Source organism: Pedobacter antarcticus (assembly GCF_900112985.1).
GTDB lineage: Bacteria > Bacteroidota > Bacteroidia > Sphingobacteriales > Sphingobacteriaceae > Pedobacter > Pedobacter antarcticus.
Genome location: NZ_FONS01000024.1, coordinates 1 through 1,544, shown reverse-complemented (window position 1 = coordinate 1,544; position 1,544 = coordinate 1). Strand labels below are relative to the sequence as shown.

Sequence of the window (1,544 nt, the reverse complement as noted above, 5' to 3'; positions counted from 1 at the left end):
ACCCGACCACCTTTTGATCCTTTTCTTGGTGCTTCCATTCTTAATTTAATTTAAGAATTATCCTAAACTTTATCAACTACTTTTAGGAATGGACAGGCTGGAGAATGACAGGTGTCTTTTTTCACTAATGAAGGTCGCAGCACAATCCTCGGATATATTCTAAAGCTATCTGAGTTTTGAAACTTTCTGATTCGGGAGAAACTACCCCGCATTTAACTTCACTTGGATGTTTTCTTTTTTACTCATTTTCTCCCTTCAAGAACTTTTTTATGTAAACTCATAGCAGGAACCGACAACATCCTGTTTAAAAATGCCATCTGTTTAATAAAATGCATGAATGGAAAGAAATGCCCTGATAAACGTATAATATGATTCGTCTTAACAGGTTGCTTCTTTTTGGGATTACATTTTCAGCTCTTTAAAAAGCATTTATGGGAATGCCTGATAATGAACGGATCTATATGACCCTCTAACCGATTTTGGGTTTCTGCGGATCTTTGGTTCCGCACATTGCTTATTGCTTTTTTGAGCAAGGTATTTAGAGGAAATAAGCAGATTGCCAATTAGTTTTTCAGCAGCAGGAGTTTCAGGGTGAAACTAAATAGGAAGGAACTGTGATTTTTGATCTGTTGTTTTGTACCGATAAGGGAAACAGATCTCGTTGGGATACGGCGAAGGAGGTAGAAGATTTTTTAGCGGTTTTTGTTTTATCTAAGACACCTGATTTGCAATGTCGTATACTCTACCAGACTGATGTTTACACCATTTTTGTCTGAGTGACCGTTACAGCGGAAATTTTTGTTATGAGGATTTTGTGCTGTTGTTTATTGAATTGCTTGAGTTTAATAAGCAGCAGGAGGAACTGGGAAGCGATTTGAATCGCTGGCTGTATGTACTAAAACATATCAGTACACTAGAAAAACTTCCTGTATTTTCTGAATAAGCCTGTTTTTCAGTGACTGGTTGACATAGCTGCTTATGTTAATTTCTCTAAAAATGAGAAAGCAATGTACAATATCGATTTAAGACTAAGTCGGATGAGGAGGGGCAAGATCGCTATCCGTTTTGATTTGGAATGCGAACGGAAGGAAGGGCTTCAAGAGGGGATAGGAATTGTTGTTCAGAAGGGTTTAGTGAAAGTCCAGCTGAAAAGGCTTTAAAGTGTGTCTTCGCTGCCATCTTATATTAATGTTCCATATCACCGTATATATATACTATAGGTAATTTTGTTGAGTTGATAATAAGTTCCTGATCCCGCCGTCACTTACATAGTCTCTGGCTATGTTTAAGAAGCTTGTTCTTTATGCCGGTTTGTCCGGATTTGCTGGATTTCGGACCTTCAATCCTAATGCTGCAAATAGTTGATTATTTTTCTGACTGAACAACAGGGTCTTAGGGAGTTTATACAAATAAGTCAGTGATATTGTTTGGTGGTAGGGATAATTTTCCTACTTTTGCAACCCGCTTCGGAGGAAGGGAAACGTGAGAAGGCAAGAGAAAAAGAGAAGGAATTGAAAGGATGTAAAGGAAGGTTTTAGAAGGCC

Annotated in this window: 1 pseudogene; it reads left to right on the top strand. The window is 38.0% G+C overall.

What is annotated here, in order from left to right:
* Positions 1 to 769: 769 nt before the first annotated feature.
* Positions 770 to 943, top strand: a pseudogene (locus tag BM192_RS21395) (PD-(D/E)XK nuclease family transposase); the annotation flags it as partial.
* Between the last annotated feature and the right edge of the window lie 601 nt (positions 944 to 1,544).